Origin of the sequence: Pseudomonas neustonica (assembly GCF_003797945.1) — a bacterium.
Taxonomy (GTDB): domain Bacteria; phylum Pseudomonadota; class Gammaproteobacteria; order Pseudomonadales; family Pseudomonadaceae; genus Halopseudomonas; species Halopseudomonas neustonica.
In genome coordinates, this window is sequence record NZ_RKKU01000034.1 from 12,597 (window position 1) to 34,067 (window position 21,471).

Genomic DNA, 21,471 nt, shown 5'->3' on the forward strand with positions numbered 1-21,471 from the left:
GCGCCGCATGCGCATGCGCAGGCATCACAGTACAGCGGATGAGGAGGCAGGCATCGATTTGACGCCTATGCTGGATATCGTCTTCATCATGCTGATCTTCTTCATTGTTACCAGCTCCTTCATCAAGGAGTCGGGTATCACGGTAGAGCGACCCTCGGCTGCGAGTGCCAGCGAGAAGCCCAAGGGCAATATTCTGATTGCGGTCAGTGCCGATGGCGAGATCTGGATGGACCGCAAACCCGTGGATATCCGCGCGGTTCGCGCTGCGGTGGAGCGCATGCGGGTTGATCAACCGGACAGCACCGTGGTTGTGCAGGCAGACAAGGATGCGCGCAGCGGGCTGGTGATCAGGGTGATGGACCAGGCCCGCTTGGCCGGGGTTGAAGATGTAGCATTGGCTGCTACGGCAGAACGACGCTGATGCGATTGCTGCTCAGCTTTATGGGCGCCCTACTGGTTGCGCTGGCCCTGTTCACGCTGATGGTGGTGTTGATCACGCCACCAGAGCGTGAGACTGAGCGGCCCGAGGAACTGGTGCGGGTTGGCGTCGTGCGCAGTATCAGCGAGAGCCCGAACGAAGACGCATCGCCGCAGAGACTGCAGCGTCCGGAACGGCCAACGCCACCCGCACCGCTAAAACCGCCACAGCTTGCTGCGCCTGTAGCGCAGCCCCCGCCGCAACTGCAGCTGCAGATTGCAGTGCCTCAGTTGCAGAGCACAATGCAGCTGAGCGCCGCGCCACCGCAGAGCAACCTGCAACCCGCACCTGCCGCCGCCAGTGCGAGTACCCATACCGCTTCGCCAACGGCATCCGCTGAGGCTGTCGTGGCGGCGTCTCCGCCGGGAGCAGTAGAGGAAGCCGAGCCCAAGGTTAATATTAAGCCCGACTATCCGCAGCGAGCCCTGCGCGCGGGTATTGAAGGTGAAGTAACCTTGCGTTTCACCATCACGCCGGAGGGCCGGGTGGATAACTTGCGGGTAACCGCTGCTGAACCGCCCGGGGTGTTTGAGCGTGAGGCCCGGCGTGCGGTCAGACGCTGGCGCTTTGAGCCGCGACGCGAGAATGGTCATGCGGTGGCGCGCGAAGCGGTCAAGACACTGTATTTTCGTATGCCGGAAGGTCGGCGCTGATGCGCTCGTTACTGCTTTTATTATGTCTGCTGGTATCGCCTTTGGCGCTGGCGCAGCAAATTGATCCCAAGGTATTCATGGCGCTGGAAGAGGCGCGTGATGTGCTGCAGTCGGGTCATCCGAGTGCAGCCGAGCGTCTGCTTGCTGAAGTGCTGAAAAGTACTAACTCAGGCTCGCTGGAGCAGGCTTTGGTGCAGCAGCGTCTGGGCTATCTGGCCATTGCGCGCGAGGATTATCCTGCTGCTATTCGGTGGCTGGAGCAGGCGCTGGCACAGGGAGCACTGGATGCCAACGCGGTGCAGCAGGATCGGCGTAACCTGGCGCAACTACTGGTACAGCAGGGCCGCTATCAGCAGGCAGTGACTGTGTTGGAGGCCGAAAGCACCCATGGCATGCCGTTGGAGATGCGGCAGCTGCTGGTACAGGCTTATCGTGAGCTGAAGGATTATCGTAAGGCGATACCGCTGGCGGAGCAGATAGTGCGCGCCAACCCGTCGGCGGACGATCTTTGGTATCAGCTATTGGCGGGCATGAACTATGAGCTGCGACGCTATGCTCAGGCGGTCACCTGGTTGCAGGTGCTGGTGCGCCGCGCACCGGGCAATATTGAAGTCTGGCGCCAGCTAGCCAGTATGCAGAGTATGGCCGGACAGCAAGTGGAGGCCGCCGCGACCTTACGCCTGGCCTACGAAGGTGGGGTCGGCTTGGCGGCAACGGATCTGAATAATATGGTGGCATTGCATGCGCAGGCTGGCGCGCCTTGGCAGGCCGCGCGCTTGCTGGAGGCCTTGATTGACCAGGCGTTGTTACCCGCCGATCAGCAACAGCGCTTGCGTTTGGCGCAATTGTGGCAAGCTGCACGGGATCAAAATCGGGCGCTCAGCGCCTGGCGGCAACTGGCTCAGCAGAGCGGCGATGCGGGTTACTGGTTGCAGGTGGCCTATTTGCAATATCAGCAGGCTGACTGGTCTGCCTTGCAGGCAACGCTGGCCCAGACTCGCCCCGCAAATGCAGAGCAGCGCCGGCAGTTACAGTCCCTGCGCAATGCTGCTGCGGCGGCGCAAATCAATCCCTGATTAGTACTCAAATATCTCGATCTTGCTGGCGCTCATACGGTAGCCGGCGCTGGCTAGTTCGCTCTCACTTTGCTCGACATGCAGAGTGCCGGTGATCCAGAAGGGTACGTAAGTGGCATCCAGGGCTACACCCTCATCGCTTTGTACCAAGACAATCTGGTTGGACGGCGGGGGTGGTACGTGGATGCAGGCGCCAAAGTAGGGGACCAACAAAAACTCGGTTACCCGGTTATCGTCGGTTAGTGTCAGCGGCACTATATAGCCCGGCAACTTGACGTCTTCACCATCGAGCTTGGCGACGGTGGGCGCCTGGGGCTTTTGTTGATCAACTACCGAGGTGCCGCCAGCATTGGCGTTTTCACTGAGTACGTCGGCCAGCTGCGACATGTCGTGCATCGGCTGTGGCATACCAAACTGGTCTGCTGTGCCCGGCGGGATCAAATCATCCCAGCTCAATTCGCGCGCGGCTTGAGTGGGTAGGCTGGCCAGCAACAGGGCCAGCAGTGAAACGTTAATCAGGGCACGCACGCGGGTGATTATCCTCAGGTCTTGATCGAAAGGCCGTCCACCAGCGCTAGCCGGTAGGCGCGCCAGGCAGGAATGCAGGCCAGCAGCTGGCTGGCACCGAGTATGCTCGCCATCAGTTTACATTCAGCCGGGCTGGGCCAGCCCAGTGGCATGAACAGGCCGTACTCTTGTTCCAATACGGGCTGCGCTATCCAAAGGCCAATATACAGCAAGCCCAGACCGAGCAGTATCCCGGCGGCGGCCAATGCCATGGCTTCCAGCACCAGCAAGCTGAAGATGTGCCATGGCTTGGCCCCGACGGAGCGCAGTATGGCCATTTCCCGGCGGCGTTCATTGAGGCTGCCAAGAATGGCGCTTAGCATGCCAACCAGTCCGGTTAGCACTACGCAGGCAGAGACCAGCAACAAGGCCTTTTCTGCCACGCTGAGCAAACTCCATAATTCCTGCAGTGCTACGCCAGGCATGATCGCCAGCAAGGGTTCGCCACTGAACTGATTGACCTGTCGCTGCACAGCGAAGGTATCGATGCGCCGGTTCAGGCCCAACAGCATCGCGGTAATGGCAGTGGGCGTGAGGTCCAGTTGTCTGGTCTGCTCGGCGCTGACATGGCCGCTGCCACGGGCAGGCATGCCCTGTTGCCAATCTACGTGCAGGGCGGTGATGGCTTGCAGGCTGACGTGAATGGTGCGGTCAACCGGGGTGCCGGTCTTGGCCAGAATACCGCTGACGTGAAAGGGTTTGTCTGCGTGCTCTACAAAGCTGACGGCACCGGCGCCATGCGCCAACACCATCTCGGTACCCAATTTGTAACCCAATTCGCGGGCGATGTCGGCGCCGATGACGGCGTCGTACAGGTCATCGAAGGCTTTGCCCTGGCTGAAAACCAGAGGCTTGTCGCGGCCAAAACGGAAGTGGCTAAAGTAGCTCTGGTCCGTTCCCATTACACGAAAACCGCGATGCGAGTCACCGAGCGAAATGGGGATGGCCCACTTCACCTGTGGCAGGGTGCTGATGTTGTTGTAGCTTTCCCAGCGGATGTTGTTGGTGGCGTTGCCGATGCGGAACACCGAGTACAGTAGCAGCTGTACCGAACCGGAGCGTGCGCCGACAATCAGATCAGTTCCGCTAATGGTGCTGGCAAAGCTCGCGCGGGCTTCGCTGCGCACGCGCTCCACGGTCAGTAGCAGGGTAACGCTCAGGGCGATGACCAATACCGTCAACAGCGCAGTCACGCGTCTGTTTTTAAGGCTTTGCAGGGCCAGACGAAGCAAATACATCAGTTCACCTCCGCACTGGCGGCGCGATTCAATTCAGGCAAGGCCAGGCTGCGATCAAATAGCGGGGCCAGTGCGGTGTCGTGGCTGACGAATAACAGGCTGCTGCCGGCCTCGGCGCATTCAGCAAACAGCAATTGGATAAAGGCCTCACGGCTGTCAGCGTCCAGTGCCGAGGTGGGCTCGTCGGCGATCACCAGTTCGGGCGTGCCGATCAGGGCCCGTGCCGCTGCGACTCGCTGCTGTTGGCCGATGGACAGGGTCGTGGCTGGCCTGTTCAACAGTGCTGGGTCAGTCAGACCTAGGCCCTGTAACAAGTGGGTAGCGGCTGCGCTCAGACTGCCGTGGCGTTGCTCTGCGCGCTGCTTGCGTTGCTGCGAGAAGCGGCAGGGCAGCAGGACGTTGTCCTGCACCGAGAGGTAAGGCAGCAGGTTGAACATCTGGAAGATGTAGCCACTATGCTCAGCACGAAAGCGATCGCGCTGACGGGCCGAAAGCGCATTGAGTGACTGACCCAGCAGGGTTACTTCACCCTCTTGCGGCAGGTGCACGCCACCCAGCAGACCAAGCAGCGTGGTCTTGCCGCTGCCTGACGGCCCCTTTAGAAATAGTCTCTCACCCGGCGCCAAGGCGAAGTGATCGATATCCAGCAGCACTGGCTGTTTTGGCCAGGCAAAGCGCAGGTTATTCAGTTCTAGCAGGGGGCGGGTCATCGTTAGCAAGTTTCCACGGGCTGGCTCGGCAAAGTAATCAGGGTATCACTCGAAGTTGATAACCGGGTTGTTGGCTGTCAGTTCGGCACCCATTTGGCCTGCGGGGGTAATGGCTTGCACGTTGAGGCGCTGCAGTCCTGGATACACGTTAAACAGGGGTAGTTGCAGGCTGGTCAGCGCTTCGGGCTGGGCACAGGTGAAGCTGTAGCTGGCCTCAATGTCGGCATGCTCATGATGGTGTTCTTCATGATCATGGTCGTGAGCGGCTTCTTCGTGCTCGTGCTCATGCTTTTCATCATGATCTTCGTGCTCGTGCTCGTGCTCGTGCTCGTTGCCTGCGAAGAGAGGGCTGTCGAGGTCAACGGATGCCTGGCTACAACCGGCGGCGGCAGGCAGCTGGAATAGTTGAGACGCGTCGCGCAGTTGGGCTTGCACTGCAGCCACTTTGGCGATGTCCTCAGGCTGGCTGGCAGCGTGCTCAAAGCCCACCAGGTTTGCCGCCGGGCTGTCGAGTTCCAGGCTCACTTGAGTGCCATCTATCGCTATGTTCAAGCTGGCAACACCGTGCTCATGGGCGTCAAGGCTGCTGTGTTCCTTGTGGCCGTCAGCCAGGGCATAGACGCTGAGTGGAAGGGCAAGACTGAGAGTGGCGAGATGGCGGCGCATGATGAGTTCTCTGTACGGTAAAATGAAGATACATAATGTTATCTTATTTCATTTTTGTAAAGGCTGAGTTGTGCTGTGCTGCTTTTGGGGGTGTTTAGGTGCTGAAAAAGAAAACGCGAGGGCCGCGTGATCGGAGCAGGCCCTGAGCGGCATCGCTGCCGCCCAGTGCTGGGCTCAGTAGAGCAATTGGTAGAGCTTGCGGCGGTACTGAATAGCCACGGGGTCAGCCGCGCCCAACAGGTCGAATACCTGCATCAGGGTTTTCTGCGCGACGCCGTCAGCGTAACTGCGGTCGCTTTGCATCAAGCTCAGCAAGCCGCCCAGCGCGCTCTCGTAATCCTGTCGCGCCAGGCTGAGGATGGCCAATTGATAGGCTGCTTCGCTGTCGTGCGGGTCGCTTGCCAGGCGGTGAGTCAGCAATTCTGCTGCGGGAAAGTCGACTGCCTGCTTGAGAAAAACCAGCTGCGTATTGAGGTCGTTGATGGCTTTTTTGTGCGCCTCGGGCTTGCTGATGGCGCCAAGCACTTGCTCTGCGTCTTTCAGTTCACCTGTTTCAGCCAGGGCGCGTGCCAGTAGCAGCAACAGCGCATCGCTGGACTCGTCGGCTATGGCCTGTTGCAGCAAGGGGATTGCCTCCGCCGCTGCCCCTGCCTCGAGTAGCGCCGTTGCCTGCGCTGCCGGGTCGATAGGCTCGGGCTCTTCTGCTGCAACCGCTTCCGGCACTGCGCCGATATGCGGGACCAGTAGCTCACGAATCGCGCTTTCCGTTTGGATGCCAGCAAAGCCTTCCACCGGCTGGCCATCCTTGAACAGCACCACGGTAGGCAAGCTGCGAATACCAAAACGCTCGCTCAGTTGCGCTTCCTGGTCGCAATTGACCTTGGCCAGCAGTAATTCGCCAGCATAGCTGTCAGCGATGCTGGTGAGCACCGGCAACAGCGCTTTGCACGGTGCGCACCAGTCGGCCCAGAAGTCGACCAGAACCGGCTTGTGGAAGGAGTTTTCGAGCACATAGCGATCGAAGGTATCGGTGGTGACATCAAACAGGTAAGACGATGACATGGCAGTTCCGGTGCAAGAGGTGGCGGGCGTTCAGGCGCCCGTGTTCAGGCTGTCTTTATAGGGCTGACGCGCAGCCAGATCAAGCGCCATGCAATGCCGATCCAGCGGCGTAGACGCTGACCTGACGGAATTCTTCCGGCTCGCCGAGATCGGGCCAGGTGCGACCGGGTAGTATTTGCTGGCGCTGATAGGGTGGGTGGTCTAGGGTCCTGACGCGTGAATCGGCGATCAGCACGGCCGTTGCGCGCTGGGCAAAATGATCCAGCAAGGGTCGATTTTCTGCATCGTAGAGCACGTCGGCGGCAATAATCAGATCGAGCGGGCCGCTAACCGCGAAGTAGTCCCCGGCTATCTCCAGGCGCATGTCGTTGCAGCGAGCGTTCAGTGCGCAGGCCAGCTGTGCCGGGTGATCAAGGTCGCAGGCGATGACGCTGGCGGCGCCTGCCAGTTTGCAGGCCAGCGCCACGACGCCCGACCCCGCGCCAAAGTCGAGTACCCGCTTACCTCGTACCTGCTCAGGATGGTCGAGAACCCAGCGCGCCAATGCCAAACCGCTGCCCCAGCAAAAGCCCCAGTAGGGTGGGTGTTCCAACAGGCGGCGAGTTTCGTCGCTGGCAAAAGCGCGATCCAGATTGGCAGGATCGAGCAGCCACAGCTCAAGCTCTTCCAGCCCGGGCAGGCGAGCGGCCAGTAATTGAGCGTCGGGTAAAACCTTGTGCAATTCGGCGTTCAGTGCAGCGAGAGTCATGGTCTGGTCCAGAGTTCGGTCGCCGCTATTGTAGCCTTCCGCTTCTGCCCTGCGCAGTACCATTAGCCCTCTAGTTGGTTGCGCAAACGGCTGAGCAGAAACTCAATCAGCGCACGGGTCGCCAGGGTCGGGTAAAGGTTGGGCGCGGTCAGCAGATAAAGTTGATCGCCCCAGGCGCTGACCCGTGCTCGGTAGTCCGGTAGCAGCCGCACCAGCTCGCCGCTATTAAGCTCGTGTTGCACGCTGTATAGCGGTAGCAGCGCACAACCGATACCGGCGAGCGCGGCACGCCTGAGAAAGGGCATGTCCTCGGTTTGCAGGCGCGGACGCAGATTCAGCACACGGGTCTGACGGCCATCGAATAGCTCCAACGGCAGCCGCTGTTCCGGCAGGTTGACGCTGACCATGTCCAGTGTCAGCAGGTCGTCCGGCTGCTGCGGTGTGCCGTGGCTTTGCAGGTAAGCGGGGCTGGCGCAGAGCGCCCAGTCCACTGGTCCCAGATCGCGTGCGACCAGCGCCTCAGGCGGCGTAGAGGTGACGCGAATGGCGACATCAATTTCGGCCGCGACCAGGTCAAAGATGCGATTGCTAAAGGTCAGTTGCAGGCTAACTTCGGGATAGAGTTCGGCGAACTCGAGTAGTAGCGGCCCGACGACTTGTTGGCCCAGCGCGACCGGCACGCTCAGGCGGATATGCCCGCGCAGGTTCTTGCCCAAGTCGTCTACCGTAGCCTGCAAAGCGTTCAGTTCCTGACTGATGCGCGCGGCGTGTTCATAGAGCGCCCAGCCAATCTGCGTCGGCTCGACCCGGCGCGTGGTGCGGCGGAACAGCTGCAGCTGCATACTCTGCTCCAGCGCCTTGAGTCGGCGGCTGACATGCGAGCGCGAGGTGCCCAGTCGGCGGGCGGCGCCGCTCATGCTGCCAGCCTCAACCACGGCGCTGAGAAACTGGAGGTTTTTAATATCCATTTATTGTTGTCAATATGTAAACAGTTTGGGCCGATAAGAGAGCATTGTAGATCAAAAGCTGTGCTTTTATAGTCCAGACACCGGATAAATACTCTGGCCCTGTTGCCGCTCGATCTAATAAGGCTTAGCCCAAGGAGAACAATAATGAGTCTACCCAGCGTTCTGCAAAATTCGCTCACACTGCCCGTCATCTGCTCGCCGTTGTTTATCATCTCCAACCCTGACCTGGTGATTGCCCAGTGCAAGGCTGGTGTGGTCGGCTCTTTTCCTGCGCTGAATGCGCGTCCCGCCGAAGAGCTGGATGTGTGGCTTGAGCGCATTACCCGTGAGCTGGCTGAGTACAAGGCGCAGAATCCGGACGCGGTGGTTGCACCTTTTGCGGTTAACCAGATTGTGCACAGCAGTAACGATCGGCTGCAGCACGATGTGGAGATGTGCGTGAAGTACAAGGTGCCGATCATCATCACCAGCCTGCGTGCGCCCAACGACGTAGTGGAGCCGATACACAGTTATGGCGGGCTGGTATTTCACGATGTGATCAACGTAAAACACGCCAAAAAGGCAATCGAGGCCGGTGTGGATGGCCTGATTCTGGTCTGTGCTGGCGCTGGTGGTCACGCCGGGCAGTTGAGTCCCTTCGCGCTGGTATCGGAAATTCGCGAATTCTATGACGGCCCTATCATTCTTTCCGGCTCGATTTCCAAGGGTGAGCAAATTCTCGCGGCCCAGGCCATGGGCGCTGATCTGGCCTATATGGGCACGCGCTTTATTGCTACCCATGAAGCCAATGCCGATCAGGCATACAAGCAGATGCTGGTTGATACCAGTGCCGATGACATCGTCTACAGCAATCTGTTTACCGGTGTGCACGGCAATTACCTGAAGCCCAGTATCCAGAATGCGGGGATGGATCCAAACAACCTGCCTGAGGGCGACAAAAGCACCATGAAGTTTGGCTCTGGCGGCAGCAGTAAAACCAAGGCATGGCGCGATATCTGGGGCGCGGGTCAGGGTGTGGGCAGTATTGGCGCCATCACCTCCACCGCCGAAGCAGTCAGCAAGCTCGAGCAGGAATACGCCAGCGCTCGTGCACGTATGCAGGCAATTGCCAGCCCCTATGGTGAGCAGGCATGACGGCGCGTCTGATCTGCGGCGAACTGGATCGTAGTGGCGATGAGGTTGCCCAGCGCGCCTTGCAGCTGGCTGGCGGCCTGGCGCGGCTGGGCGTGGAAGACGGCGATGTGATCGCCGTCATGTTGCGTAACGGCCCGGCGTTTATTGATGCGATTCAGAGCTGCCAGACGGCGGGCTGTTTTTACTGTCCGATCAACTGGCACTTCAAGGCGGATGAGGTGGCCTTTCTGTTGCAGGACTCGGCGGCCAAGGTATTTCTGGTCGAGGCTGATCTGCTCGATGACCTGGCAGGCGCCATTCCTGATGGAGTGACAGTGCTGGTCAACGGCGTCGAGGGTGGTCTTGCCGCCGGATACCTACCTTATGAGGCCTGGCTGGCTGACCAGTCTGCTTATGCCGGTGAGCCGCGCACGCCGCGCACCCACATGGCCTACACCTCAGGTACTACTGGTCGACCCAAAGGCGTCAAGCGCCTGGCTCCGGCACCGGAAGAACGTGAAGCCATGGCTGCTGCCATGCGGGGGCTCTCGCGGGCGGCCTGGGGTATCGAGCCAGGCGTGCGTACGCTGGTGTCGGCGCCGCTGTATCACAGCGCGCCCAGCTCTTTTGCGCAGCAGTCGATTCTGCAGGCCGAACTCATGGTGGTTATGCCGCGTTTTGATGCCGAGCAGACGCTGGCGCTGATTGAGCGGTACCGGATCGACACGGTATTTCTGGTGCCCATTATGTATGTGCGCTTGCTGCGCCTGCCGGCCGAGACGAGGGCAAAATACGATCTATCGTCGGTTCGCTTTGTCGCCTCTACCGGCGCGCCCTGCGCCCCGGACGTGAAGCTGGCGATGCTCGACTGGTGGGGTCCGGTGATTTATGAAACCTACGCCTCTAGCGAAACCGGCATGATCACTATCCAGGACCCAGTCTCGGCACGGCGCAAGCCCGGCAGTGTGGGCTTGCCGATTGGTGAGACGCGTATTCGCATCGTGGATGAGCAGGGTAACGATTGCCCGCAGGGCGAGCCAGGCGTGATTTATGTGCGTCAGCCAGCGGTGCCGGACTTCACCTATCTCAATAACGATACCGCGCGGCAAAAGGCGGGCCTGGATGACCTCGCAACCGTGGGTGATATTGGTTATCTGGATGAAGAAGGTTATCTCTACGTCTGCGATCGTCAGTCAGACATGGTGATATCCGGCGGCGTCAATATCTATCCGGCCGAGATCGAACATGTACTCATTACTCTGCCTGGGGTGATTGATTGCGCGGTAGTGGGTATCCCCGATGCGGAGTACGGCGAATCGCTAATGGCGGTAGTGGCTGCACCCGCAGGGTTGCTGAGCGCAGAACAGGTACGGCAGCATGTGCGTGAGCGGTTGGCGGGATACAAGGTGCCACGCCGTGTTGAGCTGATCGATAGCCTGCCGCGCGATGACAACGGCAAGGTCGCCAAACGCCGTCTGCGCGAGCAGTTTGCTCCTTCCTGACGCGAAAACCCGATGCTTCGCCTTCTTTTCGGCGGGTTTGACGGCTGAAACCTACGGATACATTTTTATCGCGGCCTACAAAAGAGTAAGATGTAGGCCGCTTTTATCCGTTATCCGTCCGGGAAATCTTACATGCATTGTCCATTCTGTGGCGCCAATGACACCAAGGTGATCGACTCTCGCCTCGTGGCTGAGGGTGACCAGGTGCGTCGTCGTCGCGAATGTCTTGCCTGCCAGGAACGATTTACTACCTTCGAAACCGCTGAACTGGTGCTGCCGCGTATCATCAAACAGGATGGTCGGCGCCAGCCCTTCGACGAAGACAAGCTGCGTGCCGGCTTTCAGCGTGCGTTGGAAAAACGCCCGGTCAGCGTTGAGCAGATCGAGGCCGCCATCGGCCACATTAAGCACCGATTGCGCGCCACTGGCGAGCGTGAGGTCAAGGCGATGGTGGTGGGTGAGATGGTCATGCGCGAGCTGAAGCAGCTCGACGAAGTGGCCTATATTCGCTTCGCCTCTGTGTATCGCCGTTTCCAGGATCTGAATCAGTTCCGCGAAGAGATCGAGCGTCTGTCGCGTCGGGAAAAGGATGATACCGATGCCTGAGTGGAATCCTGCTGATCGACAGTGGATGAGCCGCGCGCTGACGCTGGCTGCCCGTGGACTCTATACCACTGAACCAAATCCGCGCGTCGGCTGCGTGCTGGTGAAGGGTGAACAGGTTGTGGGTGAGGGCTGGCACGTGCAGGCTGGCGAAGGCCATGCCGAAGTTAACGCGCTGGCTCAAGCCGGTGAGCAGGCGCGCGGCGCCACCGCTTACGTGACCCTTGAACCCTGTAGTCATGTTGGCAAGACCCCGCCCTGCGCCGATGCCTTGATCGCTGCTGGCGTGAGCCGCGTTGTAGCCGCTATGCAGGACCCCAATCCCCTGGTTGCCGGTAATGGCCTGCAGCGCCTGCGCGATGCGGGTATCGAGGTGACTTGCGGTTTGCTGGAAGAGCAGGCGCGTGAGCTGAATCCTGGCTTTATCAAGCGTATGCAGCTGGGTTTGCCCTGGGTGCGGGTCAAGCTGGCTATGAGTCTGGATGGCCGCACGGCGATGGCCAGCGGTGAAAGTAAATGGATTACCGGCCCTGCCGCGCGTGCGGATGTGCAGCGCTTGCGCGCGCGCAGCGGCGCAGTGATCAGCGGCGCCGATAGCGTATTGCTGGACGACTCGGCCTTGACCGTGCGCGCCAGTGAGCTTGGCCTGTCTGACGAAGAGGCCAGCGCTGCCGTGCAGCGTCAGCCGCTGCGCGTGCTGATCGACAGCTTGCGGCGTGTGCCGCTGGAGCAACGTTTTTTCCGTGAGTCAGGCCCTACGTTGGTGATCAGCACCAGCGCCGAGCAGGCAGCGGAGTCCTATCAGAGCATTGGCAGCGAGCTGCTGGCGCTACCCGGTGACGATGGCAAAGTGGATCTGCCCACTGTGCTGCGCACCCTGGCAGAGCGCGGCTGCAACGAAGTGCTGGTCGAGGCCGGAGCGGCCTTGTCTGGTGCTTTCTGGCGTGCCGGTCTGGTAGACGAACTAATTGTGTATATGGCGCCGCGCTTGCTGGGAAGTCAGGCGCGCCCCTTGATGCAGCTCCCTTTCGAGAGCATGAGCGAGGCGATGGATGTCGCCGTTTCCGATATGCGAGCCATAGGCCAGGACTGGCGCATCACCGCACGCCCGATTTTCCCTTCCTGAGAGTGTAAAACAATGCAAAGCAGCGTACAGATACTGCTACTGGTGATGGCGGTAGTCGCCTTTTTGGGCGTGGTGCTAGAAGAAGTCATTCATGTAAACAAGGCCAAGGTGGTGCTGCTGTTTGGCGCGCTGTCCTGGATGGTGCTGTTTATCGCCGCCCCGGATGAGGCGATGCGTGGGCGAGTGCAGGGCGCGCTGAACGAGAACATTACGGATATTGCCAGTCTCTGGCTGTTCCTGCTGGCGACCATGACCTTCGTGGCCTATCTGAACAAGAAAGGTCTGATCGAAAACATCATCTATCGCATCCTGCCGGGCCGAATTACCGAGCGAAAACTGCTGTTTTTGACTGGTGTGTTCTGCTTTGTATTTTCCTCGATTGCCGACAACATTACCGCCACGCTGGTTTCGGTCGCACTGGTGCTGAGTCTCAATTTGGAGCTGCGCAAGATGCTGCGCTTCGCCACGTTGGTGGTGTTTGCCGTCAACTCAGGCGGCGTATCGATGATTACCGGCGACGTGACGACCCTGATGATCTTTATGGCCGACAAGGTCGAGATCACCAATTTGCTGTTGCTGAGTTTACCGGCCCTGTTGGCCGTGCTGTTGCTGGCGGCGCTGCTGTCGGTGGGGCTGAATAACGAGGTGGTGATTGAAAAAAACACGCTGCATGAGTTGCGCGGTGTCGACAAGCTGATTGGTGCGCTCTTTCTGCTGACCATTATCGCGACCATTCTGCTCAGCCTGTTCTTTGCGATTCCACCGGTGCTGACCTTCCTCACCGGTCTGGCGCTGATGTTCCTGATCGCGCGCTTCTTTAATGAAGACATCGACAACGACCCCATTCTGGAATACATCCGCGTTATCGAGTTCGAGACGCTGCTGTTCTTCCTTGGCGTATTGCTGCTGGTGGGCATGTTGCAGTTTATCGGTACGTTGCAGAGCCTGACGTCACTGTATGACGTGATGCCGGCGATGCTGGCCAACTTCCTGATGGGTATGCTTTCTGCGCTGATTGATAACGTGCCGTTGACTGCAGCCTTGCTCAAGGCAAACCTGCAGATGAACGCTGCCGAGTGGATGGGGCTGACCTATGCTGTCGGTGTGGGTGGTTCCCTGCTTATAATTGGTTCCGCTGCCGGCATCGTTGCCATGAGCAAGATGCCCGGCCTCACATTCATTACCTACCTGCGTAGCTTTGGCCTGTTGTTGCTGGCCTTCGCCTTTGGCTTTATCGCCGTATACGGGTTGGGTCTGCTGGTCGCCTGACCAGCACAGATCAAGTACGAGGCAGTTTATGTTTACCGGCATCATCGAAGCAGTTGGTCAGATTCAAAGCATGCAGCCCAGTGGTGGCGACGTGCGTTTGTACGTCAAGACCGGCAAGTTGGATCTTGGCGACGTCAAGCTGGGTGACAGCATTGCCGTGAATGGCGTTTGTCTCACCGCCGTTGAACTACCGGGCGACGGCTTCTGGGCCGATGTCAGCCAGGAGACTATTCGCCGTACTGCGCTGTCGCGCCTCAAACCGGGCAGCCGAGTGAATCTCGAAAAGGCGCTGACGCCAACCACACGCTTGGGTGGTCATCTGGTCAGCGGGCACGTGGATGGTGTTGGCAAGGTGTTGTCCATGCAGGAAGATGCTCGTTCCTGGCACTTCCGTATCGAGGCGCCGGCTGAACTGGCCAAGTACATTGCCGAGAAAGGCTCCATCACGGTCGACGGTACCAGTCTGACCGTGAACGCCGTGGAGGGCGCCGTCTTCCATCTGAATATAGTGCCGCACACCCTGCAGGAAACCATCATGGGCGATTACCAGAATGGTAGCCCGGTCAACCTGGAAGTTGACCTGATCGCTCGCTACCTGGAGCGTCTGCTGCTTGGCGAAAAGGCCGCAGAGCCGACTGCCAGCGGTATCAGCATGGCCTTTCTGGCCGAGAATGGTTTTCTCAAATCCTGATTAACCAGCCCTCGGAGGGCCGGATGAAACTGAACAGCATTGAAGAACTGATTGAAGATATTCGCGCGGGCAAGATGGTCATCCTGATGGATGACGAAGACCGCGAGAACGAAGGTGATCTGATCATGGCGGCCGAGGCCTGCCAGGCCGAGCACATCAACTTTATGGCACGTTATGGCCGTGGCCTGATCTGTATGCCAATGAGCCTGGAGCGCTGCGAGCGCCTCAAGTTGCCCTTGATGGTGCAGCGTAACGGCTCGGGTTTTGGCACCAAGTTCACCGTGTCGATCGAGGCCGCCGAGGGCGTCAGTACCGGTATCTCTGCGGCTGACCGCGCGCGTACGGTGCAAGCCGCCGGTGCGGCCAATGCGGTGGCGGATGATATCGTCAGCCCAGGCCATATCTTCCCGCTGATGGCGCAGCCTGGTGGTGTGCTGGCGCGGGCCGGTCATACCGAGGCGTCCTGTGATCTGGCGCGCATGGGCGGCTTTGGCGAGGCAGCGGTAATCTGTGAAATCATGAACGATGACGGCAGCATGTCGCGTCGCCCTGATCTGGAGACCTTTGCCAAACAGCACGATCTGAAAATCGGTACCATCGCCGACCTGATTCACTACCGTCTGCTGAATGAGCGCACGGTCGAGCGAGCCGATGAGAAGGTGTTGAAGAGCGAGCTGGGCGAGTTTCGTCTGGTCGCCTACCGCGACCGCACCGACGATGTCGTGCACATGGCGCTGACCCTGGGTGATATCCAACCGGAAGAGCCAACCCTGGTTCGGGTGCACAACGTAGACCCGTTGCGCGATCTGTTTTTGGTGCCTGAGGGTGGCCGCTGGAGTTTGCAGGATGCTATGCGCCGCGTGGCGGCTGAAGGCACCGGTGTGGTCTTGCTTCTGGGTAACCAGGTGGATTCCGAGTCATTGCTGGCGCATGTCAGTAACCTGGGTGAAGGCAAAGCGGCGCCACGCCGCCCTTCGACCTACAATACAGTTGGTGCCGGTTCACAGATTCTGCGTGATCTGGGTGTGCGTAAAATGCGTCTGCTGTCGGCACCGATGAAGTTCAATGCCATATCCGGTTTCGACCTGGAAGTAGTAGAATATCTGCCCTGCGAATAAACGCTTTGATTCACGACAGCGCCCTGCGCGCTGCCGGTTCTTTAATTGAGAGAGAGTGCCCATGACTGCTATCCGTACCATCGAAGGCGATTTTGTAACTGGCCAAGGCCGCTATGCACTGGTTGTTGGCCGGTTCAACAGCTTTGTCGTCGAGAGCCTGGTAGAGGGCGCCGTAGATTCACTCAAGCGCCACGGCGTGAAAGAGTCCGACATCACTATCGTTCGTGTACCGGGCGCGTTTGAAATCCCGCTGATGGTGAAGAAAGTCGCTGACCTGAAGCAGTACGACGCCATCATCACCCTGGGCGCCGTCATTCGCGGTGGCACGCCACACTTTGAATACGTCGCTGGCGAATGCGTCAAAGGCGTGGGTTCGGTCTCGCTGGAATACGGTATTCCGGTTGCCTTCGGCGTACTGACCGTTGACAGCATCGAGCAGGCCATCGAGCGTTCCGGCACCAAGGCGGGCAACAAGGGCGCAGAAGCGGCCATGTCAGCCTATGAGATGGTCAGCGTGATTAAGCAGCTGGAGGCCTGAGTGGACAACCTCGAGCAGCAACCGGCAGCAGGTCGCCCCAAGGCATCCGCTCGCCGTAAGGCGCGTAGTTTGGCGCTGCAAGCGCTTTACTCCTGGCACATGGCGGATCAGGCGCTGTCCGATATCGAGGCGCAGTTCCGCACCGATAACGACTTCAGCAAGGTTGACAGTGCGTACTTCCATGAGCTGCTGACTGGCGTGCCGCGCAATCTGGGCGACATCGACAACGAGTTGGGTGTCGTACTGGATCGCGATATCAAAGAGCTCGACCCGATTGAGCTGGCCGTGCTGCGCATTGGCGTTTACGAGCTGCTCAAGCGAATCGATGTGCCCTATCGCGTTGTCATCAATGAGGCGATCGAGATGGCCAAGTCGTTTGGCGCCACCGATGGCCACAAGTACGTAAACGGCATTCTCGATAAGTTGGCTCCGCGTCTGCGTAAGGCCGAGGTCAGCGCCGCACGCAACAAGTAGTATTGATAGCGGCCGGGGAGAGCGGGCATGGCACTGGATGAGTTCGCGCTGATTGGCCGCTATTTCCGCACCGCTCAGCTTGAGCGCGCCACCGATGCCAGCGCCACTGCGCTGGGTATCGGTGATGATGCCGCGCTGCTGCAACTGGCTGCCGGTCAGCAATTGGTGGTGTCCACCGACTCCCTGTTGGCGGGTGTCCACTTTCCCGAGCGTTACCCTCCCGCTGAACTTGGCTACCGCGCGCTAGCCGTTGCGGTCAGTGATCTTGCCGCTATGACGGCGACTCCCCTTGCCTTTACGCTTGCCTTGAGCCTGCCTACGGTTGATGAGCCCTGGCTGCAGGCGTTCTCGCTTGGCCTGGCTGCGGCAGCGCGTGATTTCGCTATCAATTTGATTGGTGGTGACACCACCCGCGGCCCGCTGAATATTGGCGTCACAGTGCTCGGTCAGGTACCTGCGGGTCAGGCGCTTACTCGATCCGGCGCGCGCGGCGGCGATCTACTCTGTGTCGGCGGTCCGCTGGGCGACGGCGCAGCAGGCTTGGCCGTAGTACAAGGTGAGTCGTTGCCGGCCGGGCTAGCAATCGCCGGTCAGGATTATCTGCAGCAGCGTTTCTGGCGACCGCAGCCGCAGCTGTTGCTGGGTCAGCAATTGCGCGGAGTTGCCAGCGCAGGTCTGGACATCTCAGACGGCCTGTTAGCTGATGCCGAGCACATCGCTGAGTCTAGTGGCGTGGCGCTGCATATCAATGCGGCGCAACTGCCCGGCAGTGAAGCTCTATCGGCCTGGGCGCCACGGCAGAAGTTGGACTGGATGCTGCGCGGCGGCGATGATTACGTCCTGCTGTTTACGCTCCCGGCCAGGGAGAAAGCGCGTATTGCGCAGTGGCGAGCGGCGGGGCATGCGGTTAGCGTGATCGGCAGCGTGCATGCCGGCAGTGGTGTGTTGCTGGATGTCGGCAAGGGCTATGCGCCGATCGCTGGCGAGCGTGGTTATCAACATTTCAGGAGTGCTAATGACTGATTCATACGAACGCGCGCCCGCTTCAATATGGCGTAACCCTATTCATTTTCTGGCTTTTGGCTTTGGCAGCGGTGCCATGCCCAAGGCGCCGGGTACCTGGGGCACGCTCGCTGCCATGCCCTTTGTGCTTATTTGGCAGCAGCTACCACCGGGCGGTTATGCGCTGGTGCTGCTATTGAGCACGCTAGTGGGTATCTGGTTATGTCACCGCACTGCTGCTGACCTGGGCGTACACGATCATGGCGGTATTGTCTGGGACGAGTTTGTTGGTGTCTGGATTGCGCTTTGGCTGGCGCCGGTCGGCTGGCTCTGGCTGATAGCGGGGTTTTTGCTGTTTCGTCTCTTCGATATCTGGAAGCCCTGGCCGATCGGCTGGATTGATCACCACGTTAGCGGCGGCCTTGGCATCATGCTCGATGACATCATTGCCGGCATCATGGCATTAGCCGTGCTGTTGCTTGGCGAATACCTATTGGCTATCGTCTAGGCAAGACGCTAATCGAGGCTGCTGCATCTGCAGGCAGGCGGCCGCTGAAAAGGATACACGCATGCCGAGTGCTGCCACGACTCTCCTCAAGGGTGCCAAGCGCCTGCTGCCCGCGGTGTTGCTGTCGGCCGTGGTTGTGGGCTCTGCCTGGGCCGAGCCTGAAGTGCGAGTGGTGGGGCTGTTTGCGAATGCCGCGGTAGTCAATGTCGATGGCCAGCGGCACATGCTGCGCGTCGGCAAGCCGGGGCCTGACGGGGTGACATTGATCTCTGCCGACAGCAAGAGCGCGACCATCAGCATCAATGGCCAGCGGCGTCAGTATGGGCTGCAGCGCGAGTACACGCAGGGTTTTGCCGAGCGTGAAACGCAGCGCGTGAGTATTGCGCGCGGTGAGGGCGGGCACTTCATTGCGAATGGCTCAATCAACGGTCAAAACGTGCAGTTTATGGTCGATACCGGGGCCACCAGCGTGGCCATGAATGCCATTCAGGCGCGCCGTTTGGGTATCGACTTTCTGGTGACAGGGACTGAAGTGCGGGCCAGCACTGCCAGTGCGAACGTCAAGGCGTATCGCGTGCGTCTGGATCGCGTCAAAGTAGGCGATATCGAGCTGAACGGCATCGATGGCCTGGTGCTCGAAGGCCGCTTTCCAACGGATGTGCTGCTTGGTATGAGCTGGCTGAGCCGCGTGCGTATGGACGATCAGGGCAGTACCCTGGTGCTTGAGCGCAAGTATTAAGGTTTTCTGCGGGCTTTACCTGGGCCTGCGTTATTCATCGGGCTGATTCACGCGTCTTGAAGATCGCCGGAGGGGCGTTCTCCTGCTAATATAGCTGCCCCTTTATGCAGCAGCTGCACAGGAGACCGGTGTGACCGTCACCTTTATTGCGTCATCCCAGCTACCCACCCAGTGGGGCACATTCACCATGCATGGATTTCTCGAAGAGGAGACCGGCAAGGAGCATGTCGTCCTGACCATGGGTAACGTGGCCGATGGTGAGCCGGTGCTAGGCCGTTTGCACTCCGAGTGCCTGACCGGCGATGCGCTGTTCAGCCTGCGCTGCGATTGCGGCTTTCAACTGGAAGCGGCACTTGCCGCTATTGCCAAAGAAGGCCGTGGCGCGCTCCTGTACCTGCGCCAGGAAGGCCGTGGCATTGGCTTGATGAACAAAATCCGTGCTTATCACTTGCAAGACGGCGGTGCTGATACCGTTGAAGCCAACGAGCTGTTGGGCTTTGGCGCTGATCAGCGCGATTACGGCATCTGCAAGCCCATGCTGGCGCATCTTGGCATCAATAGTCTCAAACTGCTGACTAACAACCCGCGCAAGGTCAAGGCTATGCAGGGGTTTGGTGTCGAAGTAGCGGAGCGGCTGCCGTTGCAGTTTGGTAGAAACCCACACAACACCAAGTACCTGGCGACCAAGGCCGGCAAGCTCGGGCACATGCTCGGCCAGTTGCATCAGGCCGAAGCGGAGCCCGATGATGTTTGATGCGAAGCCGCAGTGGCGCACCTTGCGTACGGTTTGGCGCATGCAGTCGGCGAGTGCGCTGCTGATCCCCTTGGTCATCATCTGGTTGATGGGCGATTGGAACGGGGTGTACGAGTCTGCCGCAATCCCTTTGTTTACCTTGGCCATGGCTAGTCTGTTTCTTACCCTGTGGCGCTTCCGGCGCTACAAGCGAGCGCTGATTCAGGCGGAAGGCCTGGGCAATGAGGAGGGCGCGCAAGCGGCCTGGTCGGTGCTGCATCGTGAACAGATGTTGGGTCTGTTGGCGGCAGAACTGCCCGGTTTTATTGGCGTTTTTCACTTCTTCTGCACGGGTGAGCTGGTCCCGCTGCTGCTATTGGTGGTTGTCAGTCTCGGCGCCATGCTGCTTTATCGTCCGCCGGCGGCCTGGGTCCAGTAAATGGCGCTCAGGCTGGTTCCCGGCCTGTGTGTGACGCTGCTGGCCTGTCTGCTCAGTATCGGTGCGCAGGCAGCGCCGCAACGCGTCGTCAGCCTTGCTCCTTTTCTTACCGATATGACTTTGCTGCTGGGCGCGGGTGATCAACTGGTCGGTGTGCTCGATGATGGCAAGTTGGCGCCCGAGCTGGCGCAGGTACCGCGCGTTGGTGCCTATCAAGCTCTGTCTGCTGAAAGCATAGTCGCGCAGCAACCTGATCTGGTTTTAGCCTGGACCTCTGGTAATCCCCCCGAGCTACTGCAAAGCCTGCGTGGCTGGGGTATTCAGGTAGCGCAATTTGATCCGCAAAGCCTGGACGAGATTGCCAGTGTCACGCAATCGGTGGGGCAGTTGCTCGGTAAGCCCGAGCGTACCCGCGAGCTGCTGCAAGACTACCGCCAGCAGCTGCAGGCGCTAAAGCCATCGGCTGATTTGCCCACGCCACGGGTGTTTATCCAGCTCTGGAATAATCCCATTTACACCGTCGCTGGCGAGCAGTTGTTGTCGGATGCGTTGCACTATTGCGGCGGTCAGAACGTATTTGCTGACCTGCCGGGGCTAGCGCCGCAGGTTGGCCGGGAAGGGGTGTTGGCAGCGAATCCGGATGTGATCATCGTGTTGGCGAGGCAGTCCGCAGTGGCTAAGTCTTGGTTGGATGAGTGGCGCCGCTTCCCTGAGCTCAAGGCTGTCGCTGATAACCACCTTTATGTGCTGCCTGGCGGTCACCTGGTCCGGCCCACAACACAGGTAGTCGAAGGTGTCGCCGAGCTCTGTGCTCTGGTCGCGGCGCAGCGTTAAGCGATGCGTGGCGCTGGCAAGAACTTGCGCAACCCACACGCCAATCCCCGCCGCCCATTACGCCCCAGCCCTCAGCAACCAAGGCCCTCAGGCCGGTGCGCAATAACCTGCACAGCGGTGCGCAGCTTTCTGCGCAATCTTCTGTGATGGCTGTCACAAAAGCCCTTTTGGCTGACTTTGGTTGTTATTTAACTATTTGATTTTTATTGGTTTTATGCGGTTGGCACAGCTCTTGTTTGTTATTGGGCAGCCGGACATCACCGGCACCTAATCCCAAGCAAGGAGAGCACCATGCCAACACCCGCTTATCTCACCATCGAAGGCACCAAACAGGGCCTGATCACCGCCGGTACCTTCACCGAAGATTCCGTCGGCAACATCTTCCAGGAAGGTCACGAAGACCAGGTACTGGTTCAGGGCTACAACCACCAGGTCATCATCCCGCGTGATCCACAGTCCGGTCAGCCTACCGGTCAGCGCGTTCACAAGCCGATGATGATCACCAAGGTGTTCGACAAGTCCTCCCCACTGATCTTCAACGCCCTGACCTCCGGTGAGCGTCTGAGCAAGTGCCGTCTGGAGTGGTACCGCACCTCCGCTACCGGTACCCAGGAGC

At 59.5% G+C, this 21,471-nt stretch carries 26 protein-coding genes; 19 read left to right on the forward strand and 7 right to left on the reverse strand.

The window, feature by feature from the left end; genetic code table 11:
- Nucleotides 1-7 precede the first annotated feature (7 nt).
- Genes EF096_RS18215 through EF096_RS18225 form a run of 3 tightly spaced genes read left to right on the forward strand, consistent with a single transcriptional unit; the run spans nt 8 to nt 2,207 of the window.
- Nucleotides 8-421 carry an ExbD/TolR family protein gene (locus EF096_RS18215; RefSeq protein WP_123891191.1) on the forward strand — a complete coding sequence of 138 codons (414 nt, stop codon included), beginning with the start codon at nt 8-10 and terminating at the stop codon, nt 419-421.
- Nucleotides 421-1,131 carry an energy transducer TonB gene (locus EF096_RS18220; protein ID WP_123891192.1) on the forward strand — a complete coding sequence of 237 codons (711 nt, stop codon included), beginning with the start codon at nt 421-423 and terminating at the stop codon, nt 1,129-1,131. Before EF096_RS18215 ends, EF096_RS18220 begins: the two co-directional genes overlap by 1 nt.
- Nucleotides 1,131-2,207, forward strand: a complete 1,077-nt coding sequence (locus EF096_RS18225) for a tetratricopeptide repeat protein (protein WP_123891193.1) — start codon at nt 1,131-1,133, stop codon at nt 2,205-2,207. The genes EF096_RS18220 and EF096_RS18225 overlap by 1 nt, the downstream gene beginning before the upstream one ends.
- Here EF096_RS18225 and EF096_RS18230 read toward each other — a convergent pair whose 3' ends face one another.
- From EF096_RS18230 to EF096_RS18260, 7 genes are all read right to left on the reverse strand, one after another.
- The gene (locus EF096_RS18230) at nt 2,208-2,726 is read right to left on the reverse strand and encodes a DUF3299 domain-containing protein (protein ID WP_220469392.1); all 519 of its coding nucleotides are present in this window, start codon (nt 2,724-2,726) and stop codon (nt 2,208-2,210) included.
- A gap of 23 nt (nt 2,727-2,749) precedes the next feature.
- Nucleotides 2,750-4,012 carry an ABC transporter permease gene (locus tag EF096_RS18235; RefSeq protein ID WP_123891194.1) on the reverse strand — a complete coding sequence of 421 codons (1,263 nt, stop codon included), beginning with the start codon at nt 4,010-4,012 and terminating at the stop codon, nt 2,750-2,752.
- Entirely contained in the window at nt 4,012-4,722 is a 711-nt protein-coding gene (locus EF096_RS18240) for an ATP-binding cassette domain-containing protein (protein ID WP_123891195.1), read from the reverse strand. Before EF096_RS18240 ends, EF096_RS18235 begins: the two co-directional genes overlap by 1 nt.
- A 45-nt stretch (nt 4,723-4,767) precedes the next feature.
- Nucleotides 4,768-5,388: a DUF2796 domain-containing protein gene (locus tag EF096_RS18245; protein ID WP_123891196.1), complete on the reverse strand. Its 621-nt coding sequence runs from the start codon at nt 5,386-5,388 to the stop codon at nt 4,768-4,770.
- A gap of 174 nt (nt 5,389-5,562) precedes the next feature.
- Nucleotides 5,563-6,450 carry a thioredoxin gene (gene trxA / locus EF096_RS18250; protein WP_123891197.1) on the reverse strand — a complete coding sequence of 296 codons (888 nt, stop codon included), beginning with the start codon at nt 6,448-6,450 and terminating at the stop codon, nt 5,563-5,565.
- 79 nt (nt 6,451-6,529) lie between these two features.
- Nucleotides 6,530-7,198: a class I SAM-dependent methyltransferase gene (locus EF096_RS18255; protein ID WP_123891216.1), complete on the reverse strand. Its 669-nt coding sequence runs from the start codon at nt 7,196-7,198 to the stop codon at nt 6,530-6,532.
- A 62-nt stretch (nt 7,199-7,260) separates the two neighbouring features.
- Nucleotides 7,261-8,166, reverse strand: a complete 906-nt coding sequence (locus EF096_RS18260; protein WP_123891198.1) for a LysR family transcriptional regulator — start codon at nt 8,164-8,166, stop codon at nt 7,261-7,263.
- A 144-nt stretch (nt 8,167-8,310) separates the two neighbouring features.
- Between EF096_RS18260 and EF096_RS18265 the strand changes: the two genes are divergently transcribed.
- The 16 genes from EF096_RS18265 to EF096_RS18340 form a co-directional block, all read left to right on the forward strand.
- A complete protein-coding gene (locus EF096_RS18265) occupies nt 8,311-9,300 on the forward strand; it encodes an NAD(P)H-dependent flavin oxidoreductase (RefSeq protein WP_123891199.1) in 990 nt (329 codons plus the stop codon).
- The gene (locus tag EF096_RS18270) at nt 9,297-10,781 is read left to right on the forward strand and encodes an AMP-binding protein (RefSeq protein WP_123891200.1); all 1,485 of its coding nucleotides are present in this window, start codon (nt 9,297-9,299) and stop codon (nt 10,779-10,781) included. The genes EF096_RS18265 and EF096_RS18270 overlap by 4 nt, the downstream gene beginning before the upstream one ends.
- A 132-nt stretch (nt 10,782-10,913) precedes the next feature.
- The gene (gene nrdR / locus EF096_RS18275) at nt 10,914-11,387 is read left to right on the forward strand and encodes a transcriptional regulator NrdR (protein ID WP_123891201.1); all 474 of its coding nucleotides are present in this window, start codon (nt 10,914-10,916) and stop codon (nt 11,385-11,387) included.
- Entirely contained in the window at nt 11,380-12,510 is a 1,131-nt protein-coding gene (gene ribD / locus EF096_RS18280; protein ID WP_235869795.1) for a bifunctional diaminohydroxyphosphoribosylaminopyrimidine deaminase/5-amino-6-(5-phosphoribosylamino)uracil reductase RibD, read from the forward strand. The genes nrdR and ribD overlap by 8 nt, the downstream gene beginning before the upstream one ends.
- Before the next feature lie 12 nt (nt 12,511-12,522).
- A complete protein-coding gene (nhaD, locus tag EF096_RS18285) occupies nt 12,523-13,779 on the forward strand; it encodes a sodium:proton antiporter NhaD (RefSeq protein ID WP_123891202.1) in 1,257 nt (418 codons plus the stop codon).
- 28 nt (nt 13,780-13,807) lie between these two features.
- Nucleotides 13,808-14,470 (forward strand): riboflavin synthase, encoded by a 663-nt coding sequence (locus tag EF096_RS18290; protein WP_123891203.1) that lies wholly within the window; start codon nt 13,808-13,810, stop codon nt 14,468-14,470.
- 23 nt (nt 14,471-14,493) lie between these two features.
- A complete protein-coding gene (gene ribBA / locus EF096_RS18295; protein ID WP_123891204.1) occupies nt 14,494-15,588 on the forward strand; it encodes a bifunctional 3,4-dihydroxy-2-butanone-4-phosphate synthase/GTP cyclohydrolase II in 1,095 nt (364 codons plus the stop codon).
- Between the two features lie 61 nt (nt 15,589-15,649).
- Entirely contained in the window at nt 15,650-16,126 is a 477-nt protein-coding gene (ribH, locus tag EF096_RS18300; RefSeq protein WP_123891205.1) for a 6,7-dimethyl-8-ribityllumazine synthase, read from the forward strand.
- On the forward strand, nt 16,127-16,600 hold the full coding sequence (nusB, locus tag EF096_RS18305; protein ID WP_123891206.1) for a transcription antitermination factor NusB: 474 nt from the start codon (nt 16,127-16,129) through the stop codon (nt 16,598-16,600).
- A 33-nt stretch (nt 16,601-16,633) separates the two neighbouring features.
- Nucleotides 16,634-17,623 (forward strand): thiamine-phosphate kinase, encoded by a 990-nt coding sequence (thiL, locus tag EF096_RS18310; protein WP_372237937.1) that lies wholly within the window; start codon nt 16,634-16,636, stop codon nt 17,621-17,623.
- The gene (locus EF096_RS18315; RefSeq protein ID WP_123891208.1) at nt 17,616-18,110 is read left to right on the forward strand and encodes a phosphatidylglycerophosphatase A family protein; all 495 of its coding nucleotides are present in this window, start codon (nt 17,616-17,618) and stop codon (nt 18,108-18,110) included. The genes thiL and EF096_RS18315 overlap by 8 nt, the downstream gene beginning before the upstream one ends.
- Before the next feature lie 61 nt (nt 18,111-18,171).
- The gene (locus tag EF096_RS18320) at nt 18,172-18,849 is read left to right on the forward strand and encodes a retropepsin-like aspartic protease family protein (protein ID WP_123891209.1); all 678 of its coding nucleotides are present in this window, start codon (nt 18,172-18,174) and stop codon (nt 18,847-18,849) included.
- 130 nt (nt 18,850-18,979) lie between these two features.
- Nucleotides 18,980-19,603, forward strand: a complete 624-nt coding sequence (ribA, locus tag EF096_RS18325) for a GTP cyclohydrolase II (protein WP_123891210.1) — start codon at nt 18,980-18,982, stop codon at nt 19,601-19,603.
- The gene (locus EF096_RS18330) at nt 19,596-20,021 is read left to right on the forward strand and encodes a hypothetical protein (RefSeq protein WP_123891211.1); all 426 of its coding nucleotides are present in this window, start codon (nt 19,596-19,598) and stop codon (nt 20,019-20,021) included. The genes ribA and EF096_RS18330 overlap by 8 nt, the downstream gene beginning before the upstream one ends.
- Nucleotides 20,022-20,855, forward strand: a complete 834-nt coding sequence (locus tag EF096_RS18335) for a cobalamin-binding protein (RefSeq protein ID WP_123891212.1) — start codon at nt 20,022-20,024, stop codon at nt 20,853-20,855. It abuts the gene before it with no gap.
- Nucleotides 20,856-21,146: 291 nt separating this feature from the next.
- Nucleotides 21,147-21,471, forward strand: a 325-nt coding sequence (locus EF096_RS18340; RefSeq protein WP_148079647.1) for an Hcp family type VI secretion system effector, incomplete at its 3' end; no start/stop codon positions are given.